The organism is Telluria sp. ZT3P26 (genome assembly GCF_059686035.1).
In genome coordinates this window covers 1,424,576-1,448,625 of sequence record NZ_JCASII010000001.1, presented here as the reverse complement: position 1 = coordinate 1,448,625, position 24,050 = coordinate 1,424,576, and the positions used below count along the sequence as shown (strand labels likewise).

Genomic DNA, 24,050 nt, shown 5'->3' with positions numbered 1-24,050 from the left:
GCCATGCCGGCTTCCCTGCCCCCCGCCCCGATCGGTCGCTACATCGTGCGCGCTGCGCGCGACGATAACGAACTCGTCCGGTTCCTGGCGACCCTGGGCGACGAACCCGGCGTGCAGGTCGTCGACCTGATCGGCCCATCGTCCGGCCCGCCGCACACGGCGGTCGTGGAAACCGACGCGCCCACGGTCGAGCGGCTGCGGCAACAGACTCTTGACCAGATAACGATCGAACCCGACCAGCCGCTCTCGCTGTCCGATTGAGCGGCGCCGGGCAAAGGACACACTATGGCCAAACACGTAAAAAGCAGCGCTGCCGATCCGCCGCAGACGCCCGCGGCGTCGCATGAAGGCGCACAAGACGCCCGCACCGATGCCACCGGCAGCCGCGCCCCGCCGCAAGGGCGCCTGGTTGCCGAGCGCAGGAAAAAATACCTGGTGGCGCCGCGTTCGGTGCTCAGCGGCTTCGGTATCAGCAGCTGGGTCGCGCCGCTGGGCCTGTCAACAGTCCAGCAGGCGCTCGCCGCGATGCCCGATATCGATGTGGTCGATACCATCACGCCCCGCGCCGGATTGGCCACCGCCGGCTTCGGTCCATCCTCGATGGGTGACGGCGCAGACGGCGTGGTGGTCGCGCGCATGACCGACCAGAAAGCAGGCGAACTGCTGCAGCGCGGCCAGGGCCAGCTGATCGTCGAGCGCGACCAGCATCTCGAGCTGCTCGATCCCATGCTGCGCCGCCCCGACCTCGTCAGCTCGCTGACGCCCTACCAGGGACTGCAGTCCGAGTTGGTGCTGGCCGTGGTGGGCCCCGACGGTGCGCCACTGCCCGAGGTCGAAGTGTCGCTGTTCGGCGGCGTACTGCCCAGCAGCGCCGTCACGGGCGCCGACGGCATGGCGCGCCTGCGCCTGTATGGCGACGACACGCACACGATCAGTGGCCTGTACGTCAAGCCACGCGCCGACTACTGGAGCTTCTACCAGCGCGATCCCGACCTGAGCCTGGCCGAGCCGAATGTCGTCATGCTGCGCGCGCTGGCCGACTGGCCGGCGCTACGCGGCCTGCCGCAGCAACATGCGATGGGCTGGGGCGCGCGTGCCATGCGCCTCGACCAGGTACCACAGCAATATCGTGGCCTCGGCATCAAGGTGGCCGTCATCGATTCCGGTGCCGCGACCACGCATGGCAACCTGAACGCCATCCACGAAGGCTTCGACGTCATCAACAAACGCACCGACCGCAGCACCTGGAATGTCGACACGCTTGGTCATGGCTCGCACTGCACCGGCGTGATTGCCGCTACCGATCCGGCCTGGGGCATCCGCGGCTTCGCGCCCGACGCCGAGATCCACGTCTGCAAGCTGTTCCCCGGCGGCCAGGTCAGCCAGCTGATCGACGCGCTCGAATACTGCATCGAGCAAAACATCGATATCGTCAACATGAGCCTGGGCGGCGCGGCACCGTCCGAAGCACTTGAGCGCCAGATCGTGCGCGCCAAACAGGCGGGGATCGCCTGCATCGCCGCCGCCGGCAACTCGGCCGCTGCCGTGCAATACCCGGCGTCGTCACCGCATGTGCTCGCCGTCGCGGCCATTGGCAAGCTCGGCGAATTCCCGGCTGACAGCTACCATGCCGAAACCATCGGTACCGACATCGACATGTATGGCTATTTCACCGCGCGCTTCAGCTGCTTCGGGCCGCAGGTCGACGTCTGTGCACCCGGGGTGGCCGTCGTGTCGTCAGTGCCACCCAATAATTTCGCTGCGTGGGACGGGACATCGATGGCGGCGCCGCATGTGACGGGCCTGGCCGCCCTCGTGCTGGCACACAGGCCGGAATTCGGGTCGATGATGCAAGCCCGCTCGCCGGAACGGGTCGAGCGGCTGTTCCAGGTTCTACGGATGAGCGCGCGCCCCGTCACGCTGAATGATCCGAATCACATCGGCTATGGTCTGCCCGATGCGCTGGTGGCGCTGGGCCTGCCGGCAGCGCAGCAGACCATGCCATGGCAAAGCACGGCAGCAGCATTGGGTGCGCCGGGTGGTCTGCATGCGCTGTCATCCCAGGACGGTGGCTGGCCTGGGGCGCCCGGCACCGGCATGCAGAACCAGGGCGTGCACTACCAGGGTATGCAGCACCAGGGCGTCCAGCACCAGGGCATGCAACATCAGGGTATGCAACATCAGGGCATCCAGCATCAGGGGCCGGTGCTGCCATATCCGTTCGGCACGATATGGGGGTCGGGTTGGTGAACAGCGGGGCGCTGCGCCACGCTGTCGCAGACGAAAAAAAACCGGAGCCCCACTGTCGTGGCCGGCTCCGGCTTTCTGTCTGGCGTCCCCACGGGGATTCGAACCCCGGTACTCACCGTGAAAGGGTGATGTCCTAGGCCTCTAGACGATGGGGACCTAAAACTGGTGCTGCTTACTACTGAATGTGCCCGACTGTGCTTTAGCGGGTGCGGATGACTGCAACCCGAACCGTCACACACTTCGCACAACGTCACAGCGACGCTGTTGCGACCCTACTTTACTACCAAACCATTGTGCACACAAATGTGTGGCCACAATAGAAAAACCGGAGCACCTCTCCGCGCAAGCGCGTTGGTCTACCCCGGTTTTAAACTGGCGTCCCCACGGGGATTCGAACCCCGGTACTCACCGTGAAAGGGTGATGTCCTAGGCCTCTAGACGATGGGGACCTAAAACTATGTTGCTCTGACGAGCGTACTGCAACTACATGATTCTGATGACTCCGATACGCCACCGCTGGCGCGGCGCATCTGCCAAATTCTTGGCGTCCCCACGGGGATTCGAACCCCGGTACTCACCGTGAAAGGGTGATGTCCTAGGCCTCTAGACGATGGGGACCCTGGACCTGCATAACTACGTTTTCTTTACTGCCGAATGTCGTTTTCTTTTACGTGGTGGAGGTAAGCGGGATCGAACCGCTGACCTCTTGCATGCCATGCAAGCGCTCTCCCAGCTGAGCTATACCCCCCACGGGAAAACAACATTTTACTACACTGCACCTGCTTCGACCAGTAGCGCATGCTGCTCGCATACTGTGTCGGGTCATTCTAACCAGCAAGCTGGCGTCCCCACGGGGATTCGAACCCCGGTACTCACCGTGAAAGGGTGATGTCCTAGGCCTCTAGACGATGGGGACCGTGAACAACCGATTACTACTTGATTACTGCTTTGCTGCTGGCTACACAGCGTCACATCACTACCGCGGCAAAACCACTGCCACACTTCAGAGTTGGTGGAGGTAAGCGGGATCGAACCGCTGACCTCTTGCATGCCATGCAAGCGCTCTCCCAGCTGAGCTATACCCCCGCAGCGCTGAAGTGCGAGCATTATATAGGACACCCTTGCATTTCGCAAACTACGTTTTGCGACATTAAAGCGGGGTGTCCATTGCAGGCTTTTAGAGCCCCTTCCGCACGCGCGCCAGCACGACGTCGCGGCCAAACAACTCGAGCACCACATCAATCGCCGGCGTCTGCAACTGCCCCGTCATCAGCAGGCGCAGCGGCATGGCCAGCTGTGGCATCTTGAGACTGTGCGCCGCCAGCACTTCCTTGATCATGGCCGCCAGCGACGCCTTGTCCCATGCCACCGTCGCGCAGCGCTCGGCAAACAGCGCCAGCGCCCCGCGCACGGCTTCGGTCAGGTGCAGTGCCAGTTGCTCGGCATCCGGTTGCGGATCGCGGTAGAACAGCATGGCGGCAGCGGCCAGCTCATTGATCGTGTTCGCGCGTTCCTTCATCAGGCCCAGCACGACTGGCAGCGCCGGCGCGCCGTCGAAGCGTGCACCGTCGCGCTCGAGCTTCGGCAGTGCCAGTGCGGCCAGGCGTTCGTTGTCGGCCGCCTTGATATAGTGGTTGTTCAGCCAGTTCAGCTTTTCCGGATTGAACTGGGCCGCCGATGCGGTCAGGTGCTCCAGGTTGAACCACTCGGTGAACTGCGCCATCGAGAACACTTCGTCGTCGCCGTGGCTCCAGCCCAGGCGCGCGAGGTAATTGAGCATCGCTTCGGGCAGGTAGCCCTGCTCCGGATAATCCATGACGCTCACGGCGCCATGGCGCTTGGACAGCTTCGCGCCATCGGTCCCGAGGATCATCGGCAGGTGGCCGTACAGCGGCAGCTCGGCGCCAAGCGCGCGCAGGATGTTGATCTGGCGCGGGGTGTTGTTGACGTGATCGTCGCCGCGCAGCACGTGCGTGATCTTCATGTCCCAGTCGTCGACCGCGACACAGAAGTTATAGGTCGGCGTGCCGTCCGGGCGCGCGATGACCAGGTCGTCGAGCTCCTTGTTGCCGATCGTGATCGTGCCCTTGACCACGTCCGTCCAGGTCACGTCGCCATCGAGCGGATTCTTGAAGCGCACCACCGGCTTGACGCCTTCCGGAACCGGCGGCAGCGTCTTGCCGGCTTCCGGACGCCAGGTGCCGTCGTAGCGCGGCTTCTCGCCTGCTGCGCGCATGCGCTCGCGCATCGCTTCCACTTCGTCGGGCGACGAGTAGCACAGGTAGGCCGTACCGGCGTCGAGCATGCCGGCGACCACTTCGCGGTAGCGGTCCATGCGCTGCATCTGGTAGAACGGGCCTTCGTCGTGCTCCAGGCCCAGCCACTTCATGCCGTCGAGGATGGCCTGCACGGCTTCCGGCGTCGAGCGCTCGAGGTCGGTGTCTTCGATGCGCAGGATGAAGGTGCCGCCAAAGTGGCGGGCATAGGCCCACGAATACAGCGCGGTGCGCGCGCCGCCAACGTGGAGGTAGCCGGTCGGGCTGGGAGCAAAACGGGTGCGGACGGTCATGGCAGAAAGCAATCAGGTAAAAGGCGTATTCTACCCCGACGCCCGCCCGGCCAGCATGCATCCCACCGCCCCTCCCCCCATCTGCTCAACAGACACAATGGTCGACCAGCAAGCACGGTATGGCTCTGCAGAATGAACAAAGCCCCTGCGCAACAGCGTCGCGCAGGGGCTTCGTGAAACGAGTCCGGGCGCCAGGCCCGACCCGCTTTGACGTCAGTCGTTCTTGACGACGATGCTCGGGAACCTGCTGCTCATGTCCTTGGCCTTGTCGGCAATCTTGATCGCGACCTTGCGGGCGATCTGCTTGTAGACCGCGGCGACAGCGCCATCCGGATCGGCCACGACGGTCGGACGACCGGCATCGGCCTGCTCGCGGATCGACATCGTCAGCGGCAGCGCGCCGAGGAACTCGATGCCGAAATCGGCGCACATCTTTTCACCACCGCCGTGGCCGAAGATGGCTTCGGTGTGGCCGCAGTTGGTGCAGGTGTGGGTGCTCATGTTCTCGACCACGCCCAGGATCGGGATCCCGACTTTCTCGAACATCTTCAGGCCCTTGCGCGCATCGAGCAAGGCGATGTCCTGCGGCGTGGTGACGATCACGGCGCCCGTGACCGGCACTTTCTGCGACAGCGTCAGCTGGATGTCGCCGGTGCCTGGCGGCATGTCGACGATCAGGTAATCGAGGTCGCGCCAGTTGGTCTGCTCGAGCAGCTGCTGCAGCGCGCCGCTGGCCATCGGGCCACGCCACACCATCGGCTCATCCGGGTCGATCATGAAGCCGACCGACGACACCTGGATGCCGTGGTTTTCCAGCGGCTCCATGCTCTTGCCGTCATTGGTCAGCGGGCGACCGCTGACGCCCAGCATCATCGGCTGCGATGGACCATAGATGTCCGCATCCAGGATGCCGACGCTGGCGCCTTCGGCGTGCAGCGCCAGGGCCAGGTTGACGGCCGTCGTCGATTTGCCGACCCCGCCCTTGCCCGAGGCAACGGCGATGATGTTCTTCACGTTCGGCATGACCTTCATGCCGCGCTGGACCGTGTGCGACACGATCTTGCTGTAGGCGCGGATGGCCACGCCTTCGACGCCCGGCAGGGCCAGCACGGCGCTGGCCGCCATCTGGCGCAGCATCTCGACCTGGCTGGCGGCCGGGTAGCCCAGTTCCAGCTCGAACGTGACCTGGCCGTTGTCGATCTGGATGTTCTTGATCGATTTGGTGGTGATGAAATCCTTGGTGGTATTGGGGTCGATAACGCTCGCCAATGCCGTCTTGATATCGCTTTCAGTGATGCTCATGGTGCTCTCCGGGTGTTCTCCGATTGATATTGGGGCGAAGTGTAGCGCAAAACGGCTGGGCGGCCAGCCTGTTGGTCGTAAACCACGGGCAATACCCCCTGCGCGCACAGGGCCATCCGCTGTTAAAATGCTTCTTTTCATATAACCGAAGCGTTTCAACCATGACCCGCAAGCTGTTCGTCACCACTGCACTGCCTTACGCCAATGCTGCCTTCCATATCGGCCACATGATGGAGTACATTCAGGCCGACATCTGGGTCCGCTTCCAGCGAATGCAGCGCGAAGGCAATGTGCAGGGCGGCCAGAAACGCGAAGTGCATTTCGTCTGCGCCGACGATACCCACGGCACGCCGATCATGATCGCGGCCGAAAAAGAAAACATCACGCCACAGGAATTCGTGGCCAAGATTGCCGCCGGCCGGGCGCAGTACCTCGATGGCTTCCATATCGCCTTCGACAACTGGTACTCCACCGATTCGCCTGAAAACGTCGAACTCTCGCAAGGCATCTACCGCAAGCTGCGCGATGCCGGCCTGATCGTCACCAAGACCGTCGACCGCTTCTACGATCCGGTCAAGGGCATGTTCCTGGCCGACCGCAACATCAAGGGCGAATGCCCGGTGTGCCACGCCAAGGACCAGTACGGCGACAACTGCGAAGTGTGCGGCGCCGCCTACCAGCCGACCGAACTGATCAACCCGTTCTCGGTGTTCACCGGCTCCACGCCCGTCCTGAAGCCGTCGGAGCAGTACTTCTTCAAGCTGTCCGACCCGCGCTGCTTCACGTTCCTCAAAGAATGGCTGAACACGCCCGGCCGCCTGCAGCCGGAAATGGTCAACAAGGTCTCGGAATGGCTGGGCGACGCCGGCGAAAAGCTGGCCGACTGGGACATCTCGCGCGACGCGCCCTACTTCGGCATCCCGATTCCCGATGCGCCGGGCAAGTTCTTCTATGTGTGGCTGGACGCGCCGGTGGGCTACCTGGCCAGCCTGAAGAACTACTTCGACAAGCAGGGCCTGGATGTCGAGGCATTCCTGAACGACCCTGCCGCCGAGCAGCTGCACTTCATCGGCAAAGACATCGTTTCGTTCCACCTGCTGTTCTGGCCAGCGATGCTCAATTTCTCGGGCCACCCGATCATCGACAACCTGAAAGTCGCCGTGCACGGCCACCTGACGGTGAACAATGAAAAGATGTCCAAGTCGCGCGGCACCGGCATCTCGCCGCTGCGCTACCTCGAGCTGGGCATGAACCCGGAGTGGCTGCGCTACTACCTGGCCTACAAGCTCAACGCCAAGGTGGAAGACCTGGACTTCAACGGCGACGACTTCGTGGCCCGCGTCAACAGCGACCTGATCGGCAAGTACGTGAACATCGCCAGCCGCTGCGCCGGCTTCATCGCCAAGCGCTTTGACGGCAAGCTGGCCGACAGCGTTTCGCCGCTGGGCCGCGACTGGATCTGCAAGGCGCTGATGCACGATGGCGCCGAGCGCCAGGCATCGGTGGCCGCCAGCTTCGAGGCACGCGAGTACGGCCGCGCACTGCGCGAGATCATGGAAATCGCCGACGTCATCAACGGCTACGTCGATGAACACAAGCCATGGATCCTGGCCAAGGACGACACCAAAACAGCCGAACTGCACGACGTCTGCACCACCGCGCTGATCCTGTTCCGTCAACTGACGATCATGCTGCAACCGGTGCTGCCGCAAGTGGCCGCGCGCGTCGCCGAATTCCTGGGCGACGCTGAACTGAGCTGGGCCGATACCCATGGCGCCGCCGTCTACGAATCGATGCTCGGCCGCACCATCGGCACCTACACGCACCTGATGCAGCGCGTCGACGCCAAGATGGTCGAGAACCTGTTCGACAAGCCTGCCCCGGCGGCAATTGCTCCTGCGATCGCCGCCCCGGCTGCTGCTGCCCCGGCGGCAGCACAGGCGCCAGATGCCGTGGACAACGAAGGCGACATCGAAGCCCTGGCGCCGACCATCACGATCGACGACTTCGCCAAGATCGACCTGCGCGTGGCAAAGATCGTCAACTGCGAACACGTCGAAGGATCGACCAAACTGCTGCGCCTGACGCTTGACGTCGGCGAAGGCCGTCACCGCAATGTGTTCTCGGGCATCAAGTCGGCGTACCAGCCGGAGGACCTGATCGGCAAACTGACGGTGCTGGTGGCCAACCTGGCCCCGCGCAAGATGAAGTTCGGCATCTCGGAAGGCATGGTCCTCTGTGCATCCAGCGCCGACGAGAAAACCAATCCGGGCCTGTACCTGCTCGACCCGATGCCGGGCGCGACGCCAGGCATGCGCATCCGCTGATGCTTCACACCGGCGCCTGGCCTGGCGTGCTACTCCGGTGGCCGCAGGCCAGTCGCCGGACGGCCCCGGGCACGAATTCCGGGGCTAGTACCGGGTGTACAATGCCATGTTTAAACTATGACAAGACGCCCTACAAACTCTTTTGATAGGTAGCCAAGAACCATGACCGATTTGACTCCCCTGCGCCATATTCCGACCGCCAACGTGTTCCGCAAAGGCGACGTGTTCGTCCTGTTCGGTGAACTGTTCGGCCGCGGCTATGTAAATGGCCTGATCGACGAAGCGCGCGCTGCCGGCATGACGATCGTCGGCATCACCGTCGGCCGCCGTGACGAGACCGGCGCGCTGCGCCCGCTGGACGCTGATGAACTGGCCGAAGCCGAAGAAAAACTGGGCGGCCGCATCATCAATGTGCCGCTGATGGCCGGTTTCGATATGGACGCACCGGAAGGCGAAAAGAACCCGACCGAAATGCTGTCCGGGATCACGCTCAAAACCTGGCAGGAAGAAACGCTGGACTGGGAGCACATCGAGCGTTGCCGCGAAGCCGGCGTGCGCCGCTTCACGACCTCGGCCGCCCAGGTCATGCAGGAGATCGACAAGCTGGTGCCACAGGGTGCGAATGTGTTCTTCGCCCACACGATGGCCGGCGGCATCCCGAAGATCAAGGCCTTCCTGGCTATTGCCAATCGCATCTACAAAGGCCGTGGCGAGCGCTTCATGTCGTCGCGCGCCCTGCTCGACAGCGATCTGGGCAAACTGATCCTGATGAACTTCGACGAAGTCTCAGCCAACACGCTCAAGTACCTGATCGACGCGTCGGCCACGATCCGCGACCGCGTCACGCAGGCCGGCGGCGAAGTGCGCTATACGGCCTATGGCTACCATGGCACCGAGATCCTGATCGGCGGCGAGTACCACTGGCAGACCTACACCAACTACACGCAGGGCTACGCCAAGATGCGCCTGGAGTCGGTGGCCGAAGGGGCGTGGAAGAACGGCATCACGTCCACCGTGTTCAACTGCCCTGAAATCCGCACGAACTCGTCGGACATCTTTGTCGGCGTCGAACTGTCGCTGTTCCCGCTGCTCGTCGCGCTCAAGCGCGAAGGCGGCGGCGCCTGGGCCGACGAGCAATGGCGCATCTGCGAAGAGCTGCTGGGCGAAGGCACGTCGCTGCAGCAGTTGCTCGACACGATCGAGGGCTACAACAACGACGCCACCAGCGCCGAGTTCCGCAACTTCGAAGCCTGGCCGATGGACAACACGCCGGCCCTGGCCGATGTGATGATCGGCACCTCGGAAGCGATCACGGCCCTGCACAAGGACAAGAAAGCGCTGATCACCGATCACCTGTCGAGCCTGGTGCTGGAAGGCGCCGGCCCGTTGATGTTCCATGGCGCGTCCGAAAAGATCGCCCCGGTGCTGTGGCTGAACCACGACATCATCGCGCGCCAGCTGAACGCGCTGCACAAGTAAGCGCAACATCGTCATACTTGACGCGAGCGGCGCGGGGCGCAAGAATCTGCCCCGCCGCCGTTGTCGTCAAGCCGCTGTTCCATTGCACCCACGAAGCCAATCATGATCTTCTCGAAAAAACACGTGAACTACGAATCCGAGCACACCAAGTTCATCTCGGAACTGAAGAAACAGCACCCGGAGATGGATGCGGGCCAGGTGGCCGGTCGCGCGCTGCTGTGGGACAAGTCCCCGGTGTCGCTCGATGAACAGGCACGCACCGAAGAATCGCGCCTGCGCCAGCAAGCCTATCCGTACCAGAACAAGGTCTGAGGACGGTCGCGCGCATGATGCCCGACGGGGCGGCTGACGGACACGACGTGTCCACCCAGCCCGCCAGCGACACACCGCATCCTGCGCCGGTCGACGCCACGCTGGCACGCCTGTACGGCGAACCGCTCACGCGCTTGCCGAACGACCTGTACATCCCGCCCGATGCGCTCGAGATCTTTCTTGACGCCTTTGAAGGCCCGCTCGATCTGCTGCTCTACCTGATCCGCCGGCAAAACTTCAATATTCTCGATATCCCGATGGCGCAGGTCACCCTGCAGTACCTCGTGTATGTCGAGCAGATCCGCAAGAGCAATCTCGAGCTGGCCGCGGAGTACCTCTTGATGGCGGCAATGCTGATCGAGATCAAGTCGCGCATGCTGCTGCCCAAGCGCCAGGACGAACTGATCGAGGATGCGGGCGATCCGCGCGCCGAACTGGTGCGCCGTTTGCTGGACTATGAGCAGATCAAGACCGCCGCCGTCGCATTGGGCAATGTGCCGCAGGAAGGCCGTGATTTTGTCCGGCCCGAGCTGTTCGTGGAGCAGGGCCTGGTCCAGCCGCTGCCCGACGTCGATCCCTGGGACTTGCAGCGCGCCTGGCTCGATGTACTGCGCCGCGCCAAGCTGACCCAGCATCACCGGATCGGGCGCCAGGAACTGTCGGTGCGCGAGCACATGTCGGCCATCCTGCGCACGCTGCAATCGCAGCGCTTCGTCGAATTCGGCGACCTGTTCACGGGCCAGCACACGGTGCCGATTGTCGTCGTCCACTTCGTGGCCATGCTCGAACTTGCCAAAGAAACCTTGATTGAAATTACCCAGGCCGAACCGTTCGCACCGATCTATGTGCGGCTGGCCTATTCACCGGCTTGAAGCCGGCCTTTCCTGAACCGATCCAACATGAAAATCATCTCTTCCATTGACGAGCTGCGCGACCAGCTCAGCGGCCAACTGCGCACGGCGTTCGTGCCGACGATGGGCAATCTGCACGAGGGCCACCTGTCGCTGATGCGCCTGGCGCGCCGTCATGGCGACCCGGTGGTCGCCTCGATCTTCGTCAACCGCCTGCAATTCGGCCCCAACGAAGACTTCGACAAGTACCCGCGCACCTTCCAGGAAGACGTGGCCAAGCTGGAAAAAGAAGGTGTCTACGTGCTGTTCGCGCCGACCGAGAAAGACCTGTACCCGGAGCCGCAAGAGTACCGCGTGCGTCCGCCCGATGGCCTGGGCAGCACGCTGGAAGGCGAATTCCGGCCTGGCTTCTTCGAGGGCGTGTGCACGGTCGTGACCAAGCTGTTCTCGTGCGTGCAACCGCGCGTGGCCGTGTTCGGCAAAAAGGATTACCAGCAGCTGATGATCGTGCGCAATATGGCGCGCCAGTTCGCCATGCCAACCCAGATCATCGGCGCCGAGACCTACCGCGCCGAAGATGGCCTGGCGCTGTCGTCGCGCAACGGTTATCTGTCGGCAGCCGAGCGGGCTGAAGCGCCGGTGCTGTACCAGAACCTGAATGCCGTGGCCGACAGCGTGCGCGCCGGCGAGCGCGATATCGCGCAGGTCGAAGCGCGCGCGATGGCGGCGCTGGCCGAGCGCGGCTGGAAGCCGGACTACATCTCGGTGCGCAAGCGCGGCGACCTGCAGGCGCCGGACGCGACCGACCTGACGAATGGCGCGCCGCTGGTCGTGCTTGCCGCAGCGAAGCTGGGCAACACGCGCCTGATCGATAATCTGGAAATCTGATCGCTTGAGCCGCCCCGCGGGCCTCAGCCCGCCGGGCAGCCCTGGCGCACCAGCGCTGCCCGCAACTCCCGCTTGAACCCGGTGTAATCGACGGCCTTCTGCACGTAGTCGTCGACACCCAGCGCCTCGGCGCGGGCGCGGTCCGCCGCCAGGCCGGAGCCTGACACGATGATGACGGGCATGGCGCCGAGGGCCTCGGCGCGCAGGCGCGCGAGCAGCTCGAACCCGTCAACCTGCGGCATCTTGATGTCGAGCAGCAGCAGATCGAAACGCTGCTCGCGCAGCAACGCGTACGCTTCTGCGCCATCGCCCGCCACGACCAGTTGATGGTCGAACGCGAACTCTTGCAGGGCGAGCTGCGTCAGCATGACGTCGATGCCCAGATCGTCGACCAGGAGAATATTTTTCATCCGGCATGCTAGCAGAGCCGCCAGATGGACGCCGCCACGTATGCACAGGCGCCAGCAGGCCAGATCCCTACCCGTCCAGCCCCACGCTTTGCGCCCACGCCAGCGCCGACAGATGCGCCTCGTTGACGTCGGCCGGGCTCAGGGAAACCGCTGCCGCCAGCGACGCCACCAGGTTCGAATTGAGCTCGCACGCTTCGGCCAGCGCCAGATACGGCCCGTAACTGCCTTCGCGCTTGGTCAGTGCCTTGACGACTTCATCGGGCAACTGGATCGCGTCAAGCACTTCCTGCATCGACAGGCCCAGCAGGCGGTCAAGCAGCGAGAACATGCCGGCCACGAACAGGTGTTCGGCCGCGCCCTTGCCCAGGGCTTTTTGCCCCAGCAGTTCGGCAAGGCGGCCGCGCACGACCGCTGTTTCCATCAGCACCGGCGAATAACCGCTGGCACTGGCCGTGGCCAGCAGCAGCACCAGCCAGCGGTACAGCGGCGCGTAGCCGAGCAGCGAGATGGCCTGGCGCAGCGATTGCACTTCGCGGCCGGCGCCAAAGCCTGCCGTGTTGATGTAGCGCAGCAGTTTGTAGGTGAGTGCCGGATCGCGTTTGAGCACGCTTTCGAGCCTGCCCACATCGTCATTGGCCTGCACCATCTGCATCAGTTGCAGGATGATCTGCTGGCTCGGGTTCATGCCCTTGACGGGATTGCCGGGCCGGGGCGTCAGGTGCAATTTGCCAACGAAGGCATCCAGGCCAAGTGCGGCGCAGGCATCGAAATCGGCCCACGTACCCACCGGCCGCCCGACCATGCGCAGCGACGAATGCTTGGCGCTGGCGTAGGTACGAGCCTGGTCGGCCACGTCACTGCCGGTAAAACGGACTTCGACGTACGATGCGTATGGCGCCAGGTTGCGCCCCAGCAGCGTGAGGTCGCAGCCACGGATGGCAACGCCCACGCCACCGGCGCGCACGGCCTGCACGGCCGAGCGCACGTCGACGTCGGTCAACTGGCGGATATCGAAGGCAAGGACCGTGTGTTCCGGCGGCAGCGCGTGCAGCGCGTCGGTCGACAGCATGGCCGGCACGGCATCCAGGAATAGGATCTTGTCGCGCCGCAGCCAACCCTGGTCGACATGGTTGACGTGCTCGGCAACAAAACCGACCAGACCTTCGAGGTCAAGGCCGGTGGGAATACGGCCGTCGTGCTGTTGCCACGACAGCTCATAGCCGAGAACGCGCTGCCGCGGATCGAGCAGCGGTTCACGGACAATGAAGTTGGTGCGATGCATGGAGGCGCCGTTTCAAATTGCTCGGCGCAAGCTCAAAACCCGAGACTGTCGAGCAGGTCGTCGACCTGCCCCTGGTTTGCCACGACTTCGGTGCCCATGGGCTTGATTTGCGGACCGTTCATCAGGCCGTTGTCCAGTTCGCGCTTGATCTCGCTTGGTGCGAAATCGATCAGGACCTGGACCAGCTGTTTTTCGAGGTTCTGCGCAATGCCCGTGATGCGACCGATGACCTGGCCGGTGAGATCCTGGAAATCCTGGGCCATCATGATGCTCATCAGTTCGCTGCGGGTGGCAACTGCCCCCGCACGCGACTCGTCCAGACCGGCAATCGTGCGCTGCGCCAGCGCGCGCCATTGTGCATCGGTTGCCTCGCCGGCAGGCGCATCGAGCAGTGCCTGCCAACCTGCCTTGAGGTCGTTCGAACGCGTCTCGATGGCATCCTGCAGCGGGCCAGCCGCGTCGGTTGCATCCAGCACCTTCTTGGCAGCCTGTTCGGACAGCTGCGCCACGTAGTCGAGCCGGTCGCGCGCATCGGGGATGTCGCTTGCGGCCTTCTCGATCAGCTTGTCGAGGCCCAGGCCGCGCAGATTTTCGTGCAGTGCGCGGGTCATGTGACCAACCCGGCTCAGCACCTCATCGTGCGAAGACGCGCCAGCAACAGGCGCGGTGTTCTGCTCAACCATTTCAGGCTCCGGCTTTGTCCAGTTTCTCGAAAATCTTGTTCAGCTTTTCGTCCAGCGTCGCAGCCGTGAATGGCTTGACGACGTAGCCGCTGGCGCCTGCCTGCGCTGCCGCGATGATGTTTTCCTTCTTCGCTTCGGCGGTCACCATCAGCACCGGCAGCTTGGCCAGTGCCGGGTCGGCACGAATATTCTGCAGCATGGTCAAGCCGTCCATATTCGGCATGTTCCAGTCCGAGACGACGAAGTCGAACGATTCACTGCGCAGTTTTGCGAGCGCCATGACGCCATCTTCTGCTTCGTCGACGTTGGCATAACCCAGTTCTTTCAACAGATTCCGGACGATGCGGCGCATCGTCGAGAAATCGTCAACAACCAGAAAACGCATCTTTGGATCAGCCATGAATTACTCCGTTTGAATCTACTAATTTGGTTTGTTGGGTAAGCTACTTTTACAGACGCAAGAATAGCATTTTTGTTGCTCTGCGGCGATAAAATAGCCCACAAAGCATGGAAGGATGATGAATTCAGTTCAAACGCGCAACGCCCGGCTGCCTTGGGCGGCCAGATGATCGAGTACAAGGCGGGGTAACGCCTGCAATGGACCGACTTCGTGGGCGGCGCCGATGGCAATCGCTTCACGCGGCATGCCAAACACGACACAGCTCGCTTCGTCCTGCGCGAAGTTGTGGGCGCCGGCTTCGCGCATCTCGAGCATGCCCGCCGCGCCGTCCTTGCCCATGCCGGTCAGGATAACACCAACGGCGTTTTTACCGGCCGCCTGCGCAGCAGAACGGAACAACACATCGACCGATGGCCGGTGACGATTGACGGGCGGACTCTGCTCGATGCGCGTCATGTAGTTTGCACCGGAGCGCACCAGCAACAGGTGCGAGTGACCGGGCGCGATGTACGCGTGGCCGGGCAGTACCCGCTCGTTGCCGGCCGACTCGACCACGCTGATCTTGCACAGCGAATCGAGGCGCTTGGCGAACGACGTGGTAAAGCCTTCGGGCATGTGCTGGGCAATCAGGATGCCCGGGCAATCGGACGGCATCTGCATCAGGAATTCGCGGATCGCTTCGGTGCCGCCGGTCGAGGCCCCGATGATGATCAGTTTTTCGGACGAAATGAGTGGGCTCCTCAGCGCCGACAGCTGCGTGCTGGCCACCTGGGGCGTGCGGCTGCGCGGGGCAATGCGTGCGCGCGCGGCGCCGCGGATCTTGTCGGCGATCATGTCGGTGTACTCGCGCATGCCGCTCTGGATCGAGATCTTGGGTTTGGTGACGAAGTCGACCGCGCCCAGCTCCAGCGCGCGCATCGTGATTTCCGAACCGCGCTCGGTCAGCGACGACACCATCAGCACCGGCATCGGGCGCAGGCGCATCAGCTTTTCGAGAAAGTCGAGGCCATCCATCTTGGGCATCTCGACGTCGAGCGTCAGCACGTCCGGATTGTGTTTCTTGATCAGTTCGCGTGCGACCAGGGGATCTGGCGCCGTGGCTACCACTTCCATATCGGGTTGCGAATTGACGATCTCGCTCATCACGCTGCGGATCAATGCCGAGTCGTCGACGATCAGGACCTTGATTTTCATGGTGTCTCCGTAATTGCTCAGAACAGGTCGATCGCGCCGCCGACCGGTTCGACCTTGAGGCGCTTGGCGTAATCGAGTTCGCGCTTGGCCAGCGTGTCGTTGTGGGTCTGCATCAGCTTCTTGACCAGCACCTTGCCCGTGCGCGGGAAGAAGAACACCTTGCGCGGGTAGATGTCGTTGAGGTCTTCGGCCAGCACCGGGATTCGTTCGGTTTTCAGGAACTGCATCACGAACGCGGCATTGCGCTCGCCGACATTCATCGCGGTAAAGCCGCGCAGCACGGCGCCGCCACCGAACACCTTCGCTTCGAGGTGTTCACGGCGCGCCCCGGCCTTGAGCAGATCGTTGATCAGGATCTCCATCGCGAAGGTGCCGTAGCGCATCGAGGCCGATACCGGATTGTTGGGCTCGGCCGCGCCGTCGGGCAGCATGAAATGGTTCATGCCGCCCAGGCCCGTGATGCGGTCGCGGATGCAGGCCGACACGCACGAGCCGAGCACGGTCGAGATCAGCATGTTCTCTTTGGTGTAGAAGTACTCGCCGGGCAGGATCTTGGCGGCATCGATCGCGAATGTACGATCGTGGTACAGATTGGTTGCGAATTGGCTGTTCATGGTCGCCCTTCGTTCTTACGCCGTGCGCGCGTCGAGTTCGTACACGGTCTTGCCGCGCAGGCGCAGTGAATCGGACACGTACAGGAAGTTCTCCGAGTGGCCGGCAAACAGCAGCCCGTGATTCTTCATCAGCGGCACGAAGCGGCTCAGGATGGTGCGCTGGGTCGGCTTGTCGAAATAGATCATCACGTTACGGCAAAAGATCGCGTCGAACTGCCCGTCCAGCGGCCAGCCATCGGCCAGCAGGTTGAGCGGCTTGAACGTCACGAGCGAACGCAGCTCGGGGCGGATGCGCACCATTCCCTCGTGCGCGCCCTTGCCGCGCAAGAAGAAGCGGCGCAGGCGTTCCGGCGAGACCTTCTCGATGCGTTCCATCGGGTACACGCCATTGGACGCCGTGGCCAGCACATTGGTGTCGATGTCGGTCGCGATGATCTCGACTTTCGGCGTGAGCGTGTTGAACGCTTCGCAGGCCGTCATCGCGATCGAATACGGCTCTTCGCCGGTGGACGCGGCCGAGCACCAGATGCGCAGCGGGCGCGTATCTTTCTTGTGCAGCGCCACCAGATGGTCGAGCAGCAGCGGGAAGTGATGCGCCTCGCGGAAGAACGACGTCAGGTTGGTGGTCAGCGCGTTGGTAAACGACTCCCACTCGCGGTCCATGCGCCCTGCTTCCAGGTCGTCCAGGTAACGCGTGAAGGACTGGATGCCGGTCGCGCGCAGGCGCCGGGCCAGGCGGCTGTAAACCATCTCCTGCTTGCTGTCGGCCAGCGAAATGCCGGCGCGCTGGTGAATCAGCGCGCGCACCCGTTCGAAATCACGCCGTGTGAAATCGAATTCTTTGTTGGTTTCTGTTTTCTGCTGCGGCACTGTGCGTGACTTTCTTGAATACGATGGCGGGCTCAAAAAGCCGGCCGGATTGTTGTGCTTGGTGCCGACGCAGACCGGTGGCTTACGCCGCCAGCTTGTCGATCAGGCCCATTTCGCTCGACGACATCAGCTTGTCGATGTCGACCAGGATCAGCATGCGCTCGTCAACGGTGCCCAGACCGATCATGTAGTCCGAATTGAAGGCACTGCCCATTTCCGGGGCCGGCTTGATCTGGTCTGGCGTGAGCGTGGTGACGTCCGAGACGCTGTCGACGACCATGCCCATGATGCGGCCACCGATGTTCAGGATGATCACGACCGTGAACTGGTCGTACACCGGGGTGCCCAGCTTGAACTTGATGCGCATGTCGACCACCGGAATGATGATGCCGCGCAGGTTGATCACGCCCTTGATGAATTCAGGGGCATTGGCAATGCGGGTCACGGCTTCGTAGCCGCGGATTTCCTGCACCTTCAGGATATCGATGCCGTATTCTTCCGAACCCAGGGTGAAGGCAAGGAATTCGCTGCCGGCGCCGTCGTGCGCGGTGCCGTCGGTCGAGAGGGTGTTTGCCAGGTTGGACATGGTATTCCTTTGTTTGCAGTGAAAATAAAATTTATTGAACGACGGGATCGTCGGCCAGCTGGCGCGACGAGCGCACCAGCGCTGCCACGTCGAGGATCAGGGCGACACCACCGTCGCCCATGATGGTTGCGCCAGATATGCCGGCGACTTTGCGGTAATTCGCTTCCAGGTTCTTGACGACCACCTGCTGCTGTCCGACCAGTTCGTCCACGAACAGCGCGGCCTTCTTGCCCTCGGTTTCGAGGATGACGACGATGCCGTCGGACGGGTCGCGGTGCACCGGTTCGATATCGAACATCTGGTACAGCGGGATCATCGGCAGGTATTCGCCGCGCACTTTCAGCACGCGCCCGCGGCCGGCGATCTCGCGTACGTCCTGCGGCGTCGGCTGCAGCGACTCGACCACGAACGACAGCGGCAGGATGTAGATTTCTTCACCGCTGCGGATCGACATGCCGTCCAGGATCGCCAGCGTCAGCGGCAGCGAAATCGAGATCGTCGTGCCGAAGCCGGCCGCCGAACGGATGTCGACCGTGCCGCCCATCGCGGTGATATTGCGCTTGACGACATCCATGCCCACGCCGCGGCCAGACACATCGGTGACCGTATCGGCGGTCGAGAAGCCTGGCGCGAAGATCAGCTGCCAGACTTCGGCATCCGTCATCGTGTCGGAGACTGCCAGCCCGTTCTGCGCCGCCTTGGCCAGGATTTTCTCGCGGTTCAGGCCGGCGCCGTCATCGGCCACTTCGATGACGATATGGCCACCCTGGTGGCCGGCCGACAGGAACAGGCGCCCTGCTTCACTCTTGCCCGCGGCAATGCGCGCGGCCGGCATTTCGACGCCATGGTCAATCGAGTTGCGCACCAGGTGCGTCAGCGGATCGACGATGCGCTCGATCAGCCCTTTATCCAGTTCAGTGGCCGCGCCATTGGTGATGAAGTCGACCTTCTTGCCGAGCTTGCCGGCGAGGTCGCGCACCATGCGCGGGAAGCGCGAGAACACGAAGTCCATCGGCATCATGCGGATCGACATCACCGCCTCTTGCAGCTCGCGCGTGTTGCGGTCGAGCTGGCTGACCGACGACAGCAGGCGTTCGTGCAGGATCGGATCGAGCACGGCGCTGCGCTGCTCGAGCATCGCATTGGTGATGACGAGTTCTCCGATCAGGTTGATCAGCTGGTCGACCTTCTCGACCGACACGCGGATCGACGACGACTCGTTCTTGTCGTCCTTGCGCGCCGCTTTCTTTTCCAGCGCCAGTTCAGCCAGGTGCTCCACCACGTTCTGGGCCTGCGTGGCAAGTGCGGCCACCGGCTCCGGCGCGCTCTCGACGATGCCGGCGGCTGCGCGGATCTGCTCGATCGGCTGGAAGAAGCCATAACCGAGTTCGTCTTCGGATGGTTCGCCTGCGGCAGGCGCGACATCGTCGTCCGGGCCGAAGAAACCGTAACCCTGGTCGTCTTCGATCCGCTTGCGTTCGGCCGCTTCGATCAGGCGCTGCTCGGGCGTGAGCGCCGGCGCCTCGAAAATCTTCAGGTCATCGGGATTGAGTACGAACGAGCAGATCGCGATGATGTCGTCCAGGCTTTCCAGCGTCGTGATGATGACGGCGGTGCGCCCGCCGTCGAGCGGCGCGACCGAGATCCGGCCCATCAGGCCCAGCTCGTCGACCAGCGCATCGATGTCGCGCTGCGCCACTTGCGGCAGCTCGATCTTGTAGCGGTGCGCGCCTTCGGTGGGCAGCTCGACCCGTGCCGGCGCCGACAGGTACGACGGCGCGACGACCGGCGCCACCGGCACCACGCCTTCGGCCAGGTCATGCAGCGCCATGCGCACGTTGGCGACGACTTCCTGGTCGACGTGCTTGCCGTGGCGATGGCCGTCCAGCTGCATCTTGAGCGCGTCCTTGGCCGCCAGGAACGCATCGACGTGGTTCGACGTCAGCGCCATCTCGCCCTTGCGGATACGGTCGAGCAGCGACTCGAGCACGTGCGTCACGTCGCACATATCGGTCAGGCCAAAGGTCGAGGCGCCACCCTTGACCGAGTGCGCGGTGCGGAAGATCGCGTTCAGGTCCTCGGCGTCGGGCGCTGCCAGATCGACGCCCAGCAGCAGGCGCTCCATTTCGGCGAGCAGCTCTTCTGCTTCGTCAAAAAAGACCTGGTAAAACTGGCTGATGTCGATGCTCATGGGGATGTCCGCTCGTGGTTGCCTAAGCCAAAATTCATGGCTTAACCGATCACTTTTTTGACCACCTCGATCAGGCGCTGCGGATCGAACGGCTTGACCAGCCAGCCATTGGCGCCGGCAGCGCGGCCCTTCGATTTCATTTCATCGGACGACTCGGTGGTCAGCATCAGGATCGGCGTCTTGGCGTAGCCAGGCAGCGTGCGCAGCGACTTGATCAGCGCCAGGCCATCCATCTTCGGCATGTTCTGGTCGGTCAGCACCAGGTCGACAGCCTGCAGCTTCGCCTTGTCGAGGCCATCCTGGCCGTCCACGGCTTCCACCACATGGTAGCCGGCGGCCTTCAGACTGAAAGCCACCATCTGGCGTAGTGAACTGGAATCGTCGACTGCGAGAATCGTTTTTGCCATCTTGTGCTCCTGCTGTTTTACACCGGGCGGACCCGGGTTGAATTGGTTGTTGGGTGAATACGGGCGGCGGCGTGGTCAGAACAGTTCGACGTCGCCGCTTTCCAGGTGTTTCTGTTCGACCGACCTGCGCAGCGTGCTGCGCAACTGGAGCGACTGGATCGCCAGCGCGACGCTCACCTGGCCCAGGCGGTCGACGATTTCGTCGCTGCCGGTGTCCGGCGCGATCCCCGCGCCATGATCGTTCAGCGTGCCCAGGAAGTCACGCAAGCCCGACACGCGGCGCAGCGTGCGTTCGATCAGCTGCGCCGTCAGGTCCTGGAACTGCATGCTGGTGATCGCCGTGTTCACGTGCGCGCTGACGTCAGCCGACATCGAGCCAAGCAACGCGCGATCTTCAGGCGACAGCGTGCCGCCGGCGAGCATGCGGTCGATCGCTTCCTGGCGCGCGCCGACGACGGCATGCAGCGCCACGAAGCTGCCGGTGAGCTTGTCGATGGCTTCTTCGAGCAGCAATTCGGTCTGGAGCAGATCCGCTTCCACTTCGGTCAGGTGGCGCCGGCCATGCACCGACACGCCTGACAGCAGGCGCTTGACATGCGATCCGAGTATCTTTTTTCTTGTCATCGTGTTCTCTCCAAACCTGCCCGCACAGCGTCGGTCATCGCGGTTTCACCGCATTCAACGTCGCCGTCGCTGCCGCCTCGGCGTCCTCGGCCGGCACGTCCAGCGTGGACGCATCTCGCCGCACCGCGTCTTCGGTGCGCTTGTTCATGACGATGATGCTGATGCGCCGGTTGATCGGGCTGAACGGGTCCTTGGCGTCGAGGTGCGCGGCCGAGGCCAGTCCCACCACACGCAGCACCTTGTCGTCCTGCAGGCCGCCCAGCACCATTTCGCGTCGCGACGCGTTGGCGCGGTCGGCCGACAGTTCCCAGTTGCTGTAGCCGGCGTCGCTGTGGTACGGCGTCGAATCGGTGTGGCCCGAGATCCCCAGCTTGTTCGGTACCTCGTTGAGTACCATGCCGATGATGTGCAAAATTTCCTTCGTGTACGGCTGCAGCTCGGCCTTGGCCATCGCGAACATCGGGCGGTTCTTTTCGTCGACGATCTGGATGCGCAAGCCTTCGCTGGTGATGTCGAGCAGCAGCTGGTTCTGGTACTTCTTGAGCATCGGATTGACTTCGATCGCCGCCTCGATGCGCGCCTTCAGGGTTTTCAGGCGCTCGCCTTCTTCGCGCGCCAGCGCCGCCTTGGCCGCCTGCAGGTCATAGCTCTTGCTGACTGGAGCCGAGTCGCCGCGCTTGACCTGGCCGGCGGTGCGCGTCAGGTCTTCGCCGCCGCCCTGGATCACCGACGACGAATCGCCCGAGCCCGAGCCGCCCTGCATTGCCACCTTCAGCGGGGTCTTGAAGTATTCGGAGATGCCGACCAGGTCGCCCTTGGCGGTCGAGCCCAGCAACCACATGAGCAGGAAGAACGCCATCATCGCGGTCACGAAGTCGGCGTACGCGATTTTCCAGGCGCCGCCGTGGTGGCCGCCGGCCACCTTCTTGATGCGCTTGATGACTATGGGACGTGCGTTGTCGTCAGCCACGCTCATTCTCCATGGGGTACGGCAGCGAAAGATCGGATGCGGTCATCGCGGCCTACTTCTTCTTCTTGATGTGTTCTTCGAGCTCGGCGAAGGTCGGGCGCTCGGTCGAGTACAGCACCTTGCGGCCGAATTCGACCGCCAGCGCCGGCGCGTAGCCGTTCAGGCTCGCCAGCAGCGTCACCTTCACGCACTGGAACATCTTGGTCGACTCTTCGAGCTTCTGCTCCAGCACGGTGGCCAGCGGGCTGACGAACGCGTAGGCCAGCAGGATGCCGAGGAAGGTACCGACCAGCGCCTTGGCGATCAGGATGCCCAGTTCGGCCGGCGGCAAGCCAACCGATTCCATCGTGTGGACCACGCCCATCACCGCCGCCACGATACCGAAGGCCGGCAGGCCGTCACCGATCTTGGCGATCACGTGGGCCGGAATGGCGCCTTCGTGGTGGTGGGTTTCGATCTCGTTGTCCATCAGGTTCTCGATCTGCATCGCGTCCATGTTCCCGGACACCATCAGGCGCAGGTAATCGGTCATGAATTCGATGATGTGATGGTCGGACACGACGGCCGGGTACTTGGAAAACAGCGGCGACGCGTCCGGTGCTTCGATATCACCCTCGATCGACATCAGGCCTTCCTTGCGGACCTTGGACAGCACGTCGAATTGCAGCGCCATGAGTTCCATGTACATGTCCTTCGTGTACTTCGAGCCCTTGAAAATGCTGGGAAACGCCTTGAGCGTCGCCTTGATGGCCTTGCCGCTGTTACCGACAAACAAAGCGCCGAACGCGGCGCCGCCGATCATCAACAGCTCGATCGGCTGCCACAGGGACGCCAGGTGACCACCCGCCAGGGCAAAGCCGCCAAACACGCAGGCACAGACGATGATGTAACCAACAATAACTAACAAAGGATTTTGCTCCAGAAAGCCCGTAGCGTGTCGCGACATGACGACTCGGAACCGGCAATTTCAGAAAATGTTTATTCAGGGAATTACTTTAGCTGGAGAAGTGCTGTCCGGCAAGCAAAACCACCCCGGAAACTCACCGTTTGTCTCTTAAAAGTCCCATATATACAATGCGGGCCCATCTGTGTACGGATGCACAACACGCGTCGGGGTTTGTCCGACAACGATGAATTCGTAACTGAAAAGCATCGAACCGGGCCGCATCTCGCGCGCGGCCTTGCGCCACAGCGCGGTCATGGCGGCCGGCGACAGGTAGGCGAACACGGCGTCGTAGTCGCCCAGGTTCAGTTGTTCGTAGTCACCACGGATGAAGGCAGCCGGGCTGCGCGCGAGCCTGGCCCGCACATAGCTGGCCAGCCATGGCAGCGGCGCGAGCTCGATGCCCTCGATGCGCGCGTCTGGCCGGCGGCGCTGCAGCGCCAGCACCAGCCCGCCGATGCCGCTGCCGATGTCGATCACGCGCAGCGCCCTGGCCTGCGGCAGCGCGGCGTCCACCGCTTCCCACACCTTGCGCCCGGACGGGTAATACGGCACCTGCGTGCGGTAGGTCGACCAGTACAGCAGCAGCAGGAACAGAAACACGGCGAGGAACGCCAGCGGCGGAATCGCCAGCGTGCTGGTGGCCAGCAGCGCCAGAGGGAAACCGAACTGGATCGCGCGCCACCAGACCGCCAGGCCGCGCCACCAGGTCAGACCGACGGCAAGCAGGCCCTGGACCAGCGCCACGTGCCAGTACGAAACGACCAGGCCGCCCGTGGCAAGCAGGTAGACGACGGCAAGCGTGAGGGGAAATGCGGCGAGCTGGAGCAGCAGCGCCCGGATCGCGGGCGCGCCCAGCAGGCGCCGGGACGGCGGGGAGGCAGGTGAAGCTGGCAAG

23 protein-coding genes and 6 tRNA genes are annotated in these 24,050 nt (G+C 63.1%); 7 read left to right on the top strand and 22 right to left on the bottom strand.

The genetic code is table 11. The annotated features are described in order from the left end of the window. Nucleotides 1-3 precede the first annotated feature (3 nt). Both AC56LN_RS06425 and AC56LN_RS06420 read left to right on the top strand, forming a co-directional pair. Nucleotides 4-261, top strand: a complete 258-nt coding sequence (locus tag AC56LN_RS06425) for a hypothetical protein (RefSeq protein ID WP_499570482.1) — start codon at nucleotides 4-6, stop codon at nucleotides 259-261. 24 nt (nucleotides 262-285) lie between these two features. Beyond that, nucleotides 286-2,250: a S8 family serine peptidase gene (locus tag AC56LN_RS06420; protein WP_499570481.1), complete on the top strand. Its 1,965-nt coding sequence runs from the start codon at nucleotides 286-288 to the stop codon at nucleotides 2,248-2,250. A gap of 80 nt (nucleotides 2,251-2,330) precedes the next feature. Here AC56LN_RS06420 and AC56LN_RS06415 read toward each other — a convergent pair. The 8 genes from AC56LN_RS06415 to apbC form a co-directional block, all read right to left on the bottom strand. Beyond that, a tRNA-Glu gene (locus AC56LN_RS06415) sits at nucleotides 2,331-2,406 on the bottom strand. Between the two features lie 217 nt (nucleotides 2,407-2,623). Continuing rightward, nucleotides 2,624-2,699: transfer RNA gene (locus AC56LN_RS06410), tRNA-Glu, on the bottom strand. 93 nt (nucleotides 2,700-2,792) lie between these two features. Beyond that, nucleotides 2,793-2,868, bottom strand: a tRNA-Glu gene (locus AC56LN_RS06405). A gap of 54 nt (nucleotides 2,869-2,922) precedes the next feature. Next, a tRNA-Ala gene (locus AC56LN_RS06400) sits at nucleotides 2,923-2,998 on the bottom strand. A gap of 92 nt (nucleotides 2,999-3,090) precedes the next feature. Next, nucleotides 3,091-3,166, bottom strand: a tRNA-Glu gene (locus tag AC56LN_RS06395). A gap of 94 nt (nucleotides 3,167-3,260) precedes the next feature. Further along, nucleotides 3,261-3,336 (bottom strand) — tRNA-Ala (locus AC56LN_RS06390). 91 nt (nucleotides 3,337-3,427) lie between these two features. Beyond that, a complete protein-coding gene (gltX, locus tag AC56LN_RS06385; RefSeq protein ID WP_499570480.1) occupies nucleotides 3,428-4,819 on the bottom strand; it encodes a glutamate--tRNA ligase in 1,392 nt (463 codons plus the stop codon). Between the two features lie 213 nt (nucleotides 4,820-5,032). After that, nucleotides 5,033-6,121 carry an iron-sulfur cluster carrier protein ApbC gene (gene apbC / locus AC56LN_RS06380; protein ID WP_343025479.1) on the bottom strand — a complete coding sequence of 363 codons (1,089 nt, stop codon included), beginning with the start codon at nucleotides 6,119-6,121 and terminating at the stop codon, nucleotides 5,033-5,035. Between the two features lie 161 nt (nucleotides 6,122-6,282). On the opposite strand from apbC, the gene metG reads away from it, so the two are divergent. From metG to panC, 5 genes are all read left to right on the top strand, one after another. Further along, on the top strand, nucleotides 6,283-8,448 hold the full coding sequence (metG, locus tag AC56LN_RS06375) for a methionine--tRNA ligase (RefSeq protein ID WP_499570479.1): 2,166 nt from the start codon (nucleotides 6,283-6,285) through the stop codon (nucleotides 8,446-8,448). Between the two features lie 162 nt (nucleotides 8,449-8,610). After that, nucleotides 8,611-9,927 (top strand): enoyl ACP reductase FabMG family protein, encoded by a 1,317-nt coding sequence (locus AC56LN_RS06370; protein ID WP_499570478.1) that lies wholly within the window; start codon nucleotides 8,611-8,613, stop codon nucleotides 9,925-9,927. 102 nt (nucleotides 9,928-10,029) lie between these two features. Beyond that, nucleotides 10,030-10,239 (top strand): DUF3460 family protein, encoded by a 210-nt coding sequence (locus AC56LN_RS06365; RefSeq protein ID WP_332531156.1) that lies wholly within the window; start codon nucleotides 10,030-10,032, stop codon nucleotides 10,237-10,239. A gap of 14 nt (nucleotides 10,240-10,253) precedes the next feature. Next, nucleotides 10,254-11,111 (top strand): segregation and condensation protein A, encoded by an 858-nt coding sequence (locus tag AC56LN_RS06360; RefSeq protein WP_499570477.1) that lies wholly within the window; start codon nucleotides 10,254-10,256, stop codon nucleotides 11,109-11,111. A gap of 27 nt (nucleotides 11,112-11,138) precedes the next feature. Beyond that, the gene (gene panC, locus AC56LN_RS06355; RefSeq protein ID WP_499570476.1) at nucleotides 11,139-11,978 is read left to right on the top strand and encodes a pantoate--beta-alanine ligase; all 840 of its coding nucleotides are present in this window, start codon (nucleotides 11,139-11,141) and stop codon (nucleotides 11,976-11,978) included. A 23-nt stretch (nucleotides 11,979-12,001) separates the two neighbouring features. Here panC and AC56LN_RS06350 read toward each other — a convergent pair whose 3' ends face one another. From AC56LN_RS06350 to AC56LN_RS06285, 14 genes are all read right to left on the bottom strand, one after another. Beyond that, complete coding sequence (locus tag AC56LN_RS06350) at nucleotides 12,002-12,388, bottom strand: response regulator (RefSeq protein WP_499570475.1); 387 nt, start codon at nucleotides 12,386-12,388, stop codon at nucleotides 12,002-12,004. 67 nt (nucleotides 12,389-12,455) lie between these two features. Next, nucleotides 12,456-13,670 carry an EAL and HDOD domain-containing protein gene (locus AC56LN_RS06345; RefSeq protein WP_499570474.1) on the bottom strand — a complete coding sequence of 405 codons (1,215 nt, stop codon included), beginning with the start codon at nucleotides 13,668-13,670 and terminating at the stop codon, nucleotides 12,456-12,458. A gap of 32 nt (nucleotides 13,671-13,702) precedes the next feature. After that, a complete protein-coding gene (gene cheZ / locus AC56LN_RS06340) occupies nucleotides 13,703-14,353 on the bottom strand; it encodes a protein phosphatase CheZ (RefSeq protein ID WP_499570473.1) in 651 nt (216 codons plus the stop codon). Between the two features lies 1 nt (nucleotide 14,354). Beyond that, nucleotides 14,355-14,753: a chemotaxis response regulator CheY gene (gene cheY / locus AC56LN_RS06335; RefSeq protein WP_005666673.1), complete on the bottom strand. Its 399-nt coding sequence runs from the start codon at nucleotides 14,751-14,753 to the stop codon at nucleotides 14,355-14,357. Nucleotides 14,754-14,882: 129 nt separating this feature from the next. Further along, the gene (locus AC56LN_RS06330; RefSeq protein WP_482899348.1) at nucleotides 14,883-15,947 is read right to left on the bottom strand and encodes a protein-glutamate methylesterase/protein-glutamine glutaminase; all 1,065 of its coding nucleotides are present in this window, start codon (nucleotides 15,945-15,947) and stop codon (nucleotides 14,883-14,885) included. Between the two features lie 17 nt (nucleotides 15,948-15,964). Beyond that, nucleotides 15,965-16,561, bottom strand: coding sequence for a chemoreceptor glutamine deamidase CheD (gene cheD / locus AC56LN_RS06325; protein WP_482899349.1), 597 nt, complete (start codon nucleotides 16,559-16,561; stop codon nucleotides 15,965-15,967). Nucleotides 16,562-16,576: 15 nt separating this feature from the next. Next, a complete protein-coding gene (locus AC56LN_RS06320; protein ID WP_482899350.1) occupies nucleotides 16,577-17,431 on the bottom strand; it encodes a CheR family methyltransferase in 855 nt (284 codons plus the stop codon). A gap of 82 nt (nucleotides 17,432-17,513) precedes the next feature. Then, nucleotides 17,514-18,017, bottom strand: a complete 504-nt coding sequence (locus AC56LN_RS06315; protein ID WP_183558070.1) for a chemotaxis protein CheW — start codon at nucleotides 18,015-18,017, stop codon at nucleotides 17,514-17,516. 31 nt (nucleotides 18,018-18,048) lie between these two features. After that, on the bottom strand, nucleotides 18,049-20,208 hold the full coding sequence (gene cheA / locus AC56LN_RS06310; RefSeq protein ID WP_499570472.1) for a chemotaxis protein CheA: 2,160 nt from the start codon (nucleotides 20,206-20,208) through the stop codon (nucleotides 18,049-18,051). A 41-nt stretch (nucleotides 20,209-20,249) separates the two neighbouring features. After that, nucleotides 20,250-20,615, bottom strand: coding sequence for a response regulator (locus tag AC56LN_RS06305; RefSeq protein ID WP_332531146.1), 366 nt, complete (start codon nucleotides 20,613-20,615; stop codon nucleotides 20,250-20,252). A gap of 75 nt (nucleotides 20,616-20,690) precedes the next feature. Beyond that, complete coding sequence (locus AC56LN_RS06300) at nucleotides 20,691-21,239, bottom strand: chemotaxis protein (RefSeq protein WP_499570471.1); 549 nt, start codon at nucleotides 21,237-21,239, stop codon at nucleotides 20,691-20,693. Between the two features lie 34 nt (nucleotides 21,240-21,273). Further along, nucleotides 21,274-22,209 (bottom strand): flagellar motor protein MotB, encoded by a 936-nt coding sequence (gene motB, locus AC56LN_RS06295; RefSeq protein WP_499570470.1) that lies wholly within the window; start codon nucleotides 22,207-22,209, stop codon nucleotides 21,274-21,276. Nucleotides 22,210-22,261: 52 nt separating this feature from the next. Beyond that, a complete protein-coding gene (gene motA / locus AC56LN_RS06290) occupies nucleotides 22,262-23,116 on the bottom strand; it encodes a flagellar motor stator protein MotA (protein ID WP_332531143.1) in 855 nt (284 codons plus the stop codon). A 147-nt stretch (nucleotides 23,117-23,263) separates the two neighbouring features. Continuing rightward, nucleotides 23,264-24,049 (bottom strand): class I SAM-dependent methyltransferase, encoded by a 786-nt coding sequence (locus AC56LN_RS06285; protein WP_499570469.1) that lies wholly within the window; start codon nucleotides 24,047-24,049, stop codon nucleotides 23,264-23,266. Nucleotide 24,050: the final 1 nt, after the last annotated feature.